Raw genomic sequence first — 6,092 nt, 5'->3', positions numbered from 1 at the left:
TCACCGGTCGCGGTGTCGGCGCCGACGGCGAAGGTCTCCTTCAGATCCGGCGGGGTTTCGGTGCCCTCGGCATAGCCGTTGGCCTCGCGGCCGGGACCGATCCAGCCACGACCGCCGACGGCCACCGCGTACCGCTGCTTCACGTCGTCCGGCAGGGCGAAGAACCGGCGTGCGGCGGCCCGGACCGCGGCGGGCAACGCGGGGTCGATGCCGTGGCCGTGCACCAGGAGGAAGCCGGCCCGGCGCAGCCCTTCGTCGACCTCGCGTTCCACGGTGCGGGCCACCTCGCCGCCGGTGCGCCAGCGGGCCAGATCGACCGAGGCGATGCTGCTCATGCGGGTGTCTCCTTCGTCGGCGCGACGCCGATGTCCTCGAACCACAGGTCGGGGCGCTCGGCGATGAAGTCGGTCATCAGCGACACGCAGCGCGGGTCGTCCAGCACGATCACCGTCACCCCGTGTTCGGCCAGCCAGTCGTGGCCGCCGTGGAAGGTCCGCGCCTCGCCGATGATCACGGTGCCGATCCCGAACTGGCGTACCAGGCCGCTGCAGTACCAGCACGGGGACAGCGTGGTGACCATGATCGTCGGCCCGTAGTCGCGGCGTCGGCCCGCGGCGCGGAAGGCGTCGGTTTCGGCGTGCACACTCGGATCGTCGTTCTGTACGCGGCGGTTGTGGCCGCGGCCCAGCAGAGTGCCGTCGGCGTCGAACAGGGCCGCGCCGATGGGGATACCCCCTTCGGCCAGCCCGCGCAGGGCTTCGTCGTAGGCCACGTCCAGGAGTGCGTCCGGCGGTGTCATGGACTCCACTGTCCTGCCTGCTCGCCCGGTCGGCAACGTACATTTCGTCCATACCCGTGCGGTCGATCGATGACAGGATGACCGCATGTTGCCCACCGTCCGACAACTGCTCGCCGACCAGTTCCTGGCGGCCGACCCGCTGGTCCTGTCGGGGCGCTCGTCGCTGGACCGGGCCGTGCGGTGGGTGCACTCCAGCGAGATCTTCGAGATCAGCCCGCTGCTCTCGGGCGGTGAGCTGCTGCTGACGACGGGGCTGGGGTTGGCGGGTGTCGATGCCGGAACCCGGCGTCACTACCTGCGCGAGATCGCCGATCGTGCGGTAGCCGGGGTGGCGGTCGAGCTGGGCCGCACGTTCGACACCGTCCCGCCGGACATGGTCGCGGAGGCCTCGCGCGCCGGGCTGCCGCTGATCGCCCTGCGCAGTGTGGTGCCGTTCATCGACCTGTGCCGCGCGGCCAATACGGTGATCGTCTCGCGCGAAGTGGGGATGCTGCGGGTGGTCGACGGGTTGACCCGCGAGCTGCTGGTCGAGCTCGGAGCCGGGCACGGCCCGGCGCGGCTGCTGTCGAAGGTCGGCGCGGTGACCGGGTGCCCGGTGGTGCTCACCGCGGGCAGTGGCGCGTTGGTCGCGGCGCACGGGGTCGACGATGATCGATCTGCCTGGGCCGCCGTGGAATCCGCCGGAGCTACCGCGAAGATCACGGTGCGCGACAGTTTCTGGGGCACCCTCACCGCCGGTCCCGGTTCACCGCTGGATCCGACGACGCTGGGCGAAGTCCTCGACCGTGCCGCCGCCGTGCTGGGACCGGCGCTCGCGCGATCCGCCGGCCCCAGCGGCCGGCCGCGCCGGGTGGCCACCCGGTTGCTCGCGGATCTGCTGGCGGACAAGCAGATCCGCCCCGCCGACCTCCGTGCGCGGCTGGCCGCGGCCGGTGCTGGTGCGACGGCCGGGCTACGTCTGGTCCCGGTGGCGGTCGACGCACCGGACACGCGGATCGCCGCCAGGCTGCTCGACAGCGCGGTCAAGGAACTCGGGCGCCCCGGGGTGATCGGTGAGGTGCACGCGACGGTGTACGGGGTGCTCGCACCCGACCCCTCGGCGACCGATCCCGTCGCCGAGGTCGCGGACCTGATGCGAAAAGCGTGTGCCACCAACAGCATCGATGGCGTCACCCTGGTGATCGGTGACCCGGCGGAGTCGACAGCGGCGAGTCTGTCCGCCGCACTCACCGCGACGGGCCCGGCACTACGGCTGGCCGTCCGTCAGCGCCGCGACCGCGCCGGGCAGAGCGGCCCCGTCACCACCCGGCGCGCACTGGCCGGTGATCTGCTGGTCGACGCGCTGCCCGCCGCCGACCGAGCTCGCCTCGTCGAGACGACTCTTGCCCCGCTGATCGCCTGGGACACCGCCCATCACAGCGCTCTCACCCACACGCTCGAAGCATTCCTGCGTCACGGTGGCAGCGCCACCCGATGCGCCGCCGCCCTCCACATCGGCAGGCAATCGCTCTACCAACGCCTGGACCGGATCAAAGCGCTTCTCGGCTTCGATCCCGCCGCACCGGAACTCACTCCCACCTTGCTGCTGGCGCTCAGCGCGCACCGGGTGTCGAACTGACGCGGATCGCGAGCACGGGGTGGGAATCCGGTCATCCGGCCGCTGACCGGACCGAGCCGGCCGCCGGCTCGACGGGCCTCACGCCGCGACCACCGCCCGGTCGGCGCTGACCCGTCCCCGGGTGAGCAAGAGGTACAACCCACCCGCCAGCGCGAATCCGACGAAGACGGTGATGTCGCCCAGATTCGGGAACTCCCGCACCAGGTAGCCGGTGAACTTCGCCTGGTTGGAGAACAACAGCACCGACACCACCAGGCCGGTCGCGAAGGCCACGACTCCACCCCGGTTGGTGGAGGCGCGGTCGTAGAGCAGTGGGCGGATGTCGGTGCCGCGGCGCAGGTACTGGTCGGCGAACACGACACCGAGCCACGGTCCGATCCAGTAGGCCACGATCAGCAAGAACGCCTCGTAGCCGGCCGCCGCGTCGGGCAGCGCCCACCACGCCACCAGGAAGCCGACCACGCCGAACACCGCCGAGACGAGCGCCCGCTGGGTGCGCACCGGCAGCTTCACCCCGATCGTCACGAACGCCATCGCCCCCGAGTACACATTGAGCGCGTTCGCCGCGATCGCGCCGAGGGTGATGGCCAGCAGCGTCAGATTCGCCAGTGCGCCGGGCAGATTCGCGGTGAACACGTCCGTGGGACTCCCGGTCGCCGTGCTCACGATGGTCGCCGACGCGGCCCCGAGCGCCGACAACCACAGGCAGGAGACGAACAGCCCGGTCGCCGCGTATCCGCCGGTCGCGACCTTCGACACCGCGGTCGGCAGGTAGCGGGAGTAGTCCGCCGCGTACGGGTTCCAGCCGCCCGCGTAGCCGAAGGCGGTGCCGACGGTGAGCAGGAATCCGGCGATCCCACCCACACCGCCCTCGGGCGCGGCGCCGGTCAGCTCGGCCTTGCTGACCATCACGACGGTCACCAGCACGAAAACCACCGCCAGCAACGGGAAGACGAACCGCTCGAAAGCCTGCACCAGGTTGTGCCCGAAGACCGCGAAACCGGTCTGCAACACCACGATCAGCACCAGCGACGGAACCTTCGGCAGACCGGTCAGCGTGTTCAACGCGAACGCGCCCGACACACTGTTGGTGGCGAACCAGCCGACACCGCACATGATCGCCATGAACGTGGCGGGCAGCGCGTTCCCGCGATACCCGAAAGCCGTGCGGCCCAGCACCATCTGCGGTACGCCGTACACCGGACCGCGCGCGGACAACACGTAGTGCGCCCCGGCACCGAGACCGATACCGACCGCCAGCCCGAGCGCCGCCTGCCAGAAACTCATGCCGAAGACGGTCACCGACAGCACCCCGATGAAGATCGTGGCGAACTCGAGATTGGGCGAGGTCCACGTCCACAGCAGCCCGCGCGGACTGCCGTGCCGGGCGGATTCGGGGATGGTTTCGTTGCCGCCGGGCTCGACCGCGATCACGCGATCGGTGTAGTCCGCGGCGGGCGCGTTGTCTTCGGTCGTAGCCATTCTTGAACATTCGTCGGGTCCCGTGTCGTGGACAACCGACGGATCGTCCGTCAAGACGGGTCCGCCGACGGACAGATCGTCGATCGGCGCCGAGTCTGTCGGCGGGTGCGTTCGGGCCGCACCGAGCCAGGAACTAGGCTGGGACACTGTGCCGAACACCGCTGACACCGCATCGACCCCGCCCGCAGGCGACCCGAACTACCTGGTCGGGCTCGATCTGCGTGCACGCAGAGTAGTGGTGGTCGGCGGCGGAACCGTCGCCCAGCGCCGACTCGGCCTGCTCGTGGCCTCGGGTGCGGAGGTGCACGTGATCAGCCGGGCGGTCACCCCGGCGGTGGAGGGCATGGCTACGGCGGGGCAACTCACCGTCGAACTGCGCGCTTACGCCGACGGCGATCTCGACGGCGCCTGGTACGCGATGGCCTGCACCGACGAACCGGAGACCAACGCCGCGGTGGTCGCCGAAGCCACCGCCAAGCGCATCTTCTGCGTCCGCGCCGACATCGCGCGCGACGGCACCGCGGTCACGCCCGCGACCGCTCGCTACGACGGACTCTCCCTCGGCGTGCTCGCCGGTGGCGCGCACCGCCGCTCGGCCGCGGTGCGCAACGGTCTCCTCGAAGCGCTGCAATCGGGTGTGGTGACCGATGATTCGGAACCGGTGACTCCGGGCGTCGCGCTCGTCGGCGGCGGCCCCGGCGATCCCGACCTGATCACCGTGCGTGGTCGCAGGCTCCTCGCGCGCGCCGATCTGGTCGTCGCCGACCGGCTCGCCCCGCCGGAACTGCTCGCCGAACTGGGCCCGCACGTCGAGGTGATCGATGCCGCGAAGATCCCCTACGGCCGGTCGATGGCGCAGGAGGCGATCAACCTCGCGCTCGTCGAGGGCTTCAAAGCAGGCAAGTTCGTGGTCCGGCTCAAGGGCGGCGATCCGTACGTGTTCGGTCGCGGTTACGAGGAACTCGAGGCGTGCACGGAGGCAGGCATCCCGGTGACGGTGGTGCCCGGTGTCACGAGCCCGATCTCGGTGCCCGGCGCGGCAGGCATCCCGGTGACCCATCGCGGGGTCACCCACGAGTTCGTGGTCGTGAGCGGACACGTGGCCCCCGAACATCCCGATTCGCTCGTCGACTGGTCGGCACTGGCCAAGCTGCGCGGCACCATCGTGCTGATGATGGCGGTCGAGCGGATCGACAAGTTCGCCGCGGCCCTGCTCGCCGGTGGTCGCCCGAGCGATACCCCGGCCGCGGTCATCCAGGAAGGCACGCTGCGCACGCAGCGGGTGGTGCGCGCCGACCTCGCCACGGTCGCCGACCGGGTCAAGGAAGAGGGCATCCGCCCGCCCGCGATCATCGTCATCGGCCCCACGGCCGGCTTCGGCCTCGACTAGCTTCACCGACGGCGCGCCCACTCGTTGCCGGTGCGCCAATTACACTGCCTCACTGTGCTCGATAAACCCGCTGCGACGATGCAGTATCCGGTGAAGCAGCGGGCGTTCGGCCTGGCCATCCTCGTGCTGAGCGGTCTGCAGTTCATGGTGGTGCTCGACGGCACCGTCGTGATCTTCGCCCTGCCGCGCCTGCAGCAGGACATGGGGCTGTCCAGTTCGGGCAGTGCGTGGACGGTGACCGCCTACGGGCTCACCTTCGCGGGGTTGATGCTGCTCGGTGGCAGGCTCGGCGACGCGTTCGGCCGCAAACGCATGCTGATCTACGGTGTCGGCCTGTTCACCGCCGCCTCGCTGGCGTGTGGTCTGGCCACCGGTGAGGCGATGCTGCTGATCTCGCGCGCCTTCCAGGGCGCGGGCGCCGCCATCGCGGCACCGACCGCGTTCGCACTGGTCGCGACGACCTTCGCACCCGGACCGGCCAGGAACCAGGCGATCGCGATCGTCGGGTCGATGGCGGGCATCGGATCGGTCGGTGGTCTCATCGTCGGCGGTGCGCTGACCGAGGTCGGGTGGCGCTGGATCTTCCTGATCAACGTCCCGATCGGCGCGCTCATCGTGCTCGGCGCGGTCTACAAGCTCACCGACACCGAACACCACCGCACTCCGCTCGACATCAAGGGCGCGATTCTGGGCACCCTGGCCTGCGCGACGATCGTGTTCGGTGCCACCGAGGGCCCGGCCATGGGCTGGACGAGCCCGCTGATCCTCGGTTCGCTGATCGGCGGTTTCGTCCTGCTGGTGAT

Annotated in this window: 6 protein-coding genes; 3 read left to right on the top strand and 3 right to left on the bottom strand. The window is 70.4% G+C overall.

The annotated features are described in order from the left end of the window. On the bottom strand, positions 1 to 335 hold a 335-nt coding region (locus tag ACFWF3_RS20950), incomplete at its 3' end, for a 2-oxoglutarate and iron-dependent oxygenase domain-containing protein (RefSeq protein WP_379314944.1). Beyond that, on the bottom strand, positions 332 to 799 hold the full coding sequence (locus ACFWF3_RS20945) for a nucleoside deaminase (RefSeq protein WP_379314943.1): 468 nt from the start codon (positions 797 to 799) through the stop codon (positions 332 to 334). The genes ACFWF3_RS20945 and ACFWF3_RS20950, both read right to left, overlap by 4 nt. Positions 800 to 884: 85 nt before the next feature. Between ACFWF3_RS20945 and ACFWF3_RS20940 the strand changes: the two genes are divergently transcribed. Continuing rightward, a complete protein-coding gene (locus ACFWF3_RS20940; protein WP_379314942.1) occupies positions 885 to 2,417 on the top strand; it encodes a PucR family transcriptional regulator in 1,533 nt (510 codons plus the stop codon). A 78-nt stretch (positions 2,418 to 2,495) separates the two neighbouring features. Here the strand turns inward: ACFWF3_RS20940 and ACFWF3_RS20935 are convergent, their stop codons facing one another. Then, positions 2,496 to 3,899 (bottom strand): purine-cytosine permease family protein, encoded by a 1,404-nt coding sequence (locus ACFWF3_RS20935; RefSeq protein ID WP_379314941.1) that lies wholly within the window; start codon positions 3,897 to 3,899, stop codon positions 2,496 to 2,498. Between the two features lie 148 nt (positions 3,900 to 4,047). Here ACFWF3_RS20935 and cobA point away from each other — a divergent pair, with 148 nt between their 5' ends. Both cobA and ACFWF3_RS20925 read left to right on the top strand, forming a co-directional pair. Continuing rightward, positions 4,048 to 5,289, top strand: a complete 1,242-nt coding sequence (cobA, locus tag ACFWF3_RS20930) for a uroporphyrinogen-III C-methyltransferase (protein ID WP_378992303.1) — start codon at positions 4,048 to 4,050, stop codon at positions 5,287 to 5,289. 78 nt (positions 5,290 to 5,367) lie between these two features. Continuing rightward, positions 5,368 to 6,092 (top strand): MFS transporter (locus ACFWF3_RS20925; protein WP_379314945.1); only part of this gene is annotated, 725 nt, incomplete at its 3' end.

It is taken from the genome of Nocardia sp. NPDC060220, assembly GCF_042727815.1.
In the GTDB taxonomy this organism is placed as follows: domain Bacteria; phylum Actinomycetota; class Actinomycetes; order Mycobacteriales; family Mycobacteriaceae; genus Nocardia.
The sequence above is the reverse complement of the archived record's forward strand: the minus strand, read 5'-3'. Positions and strand labels throughout refer to the sequence as shown.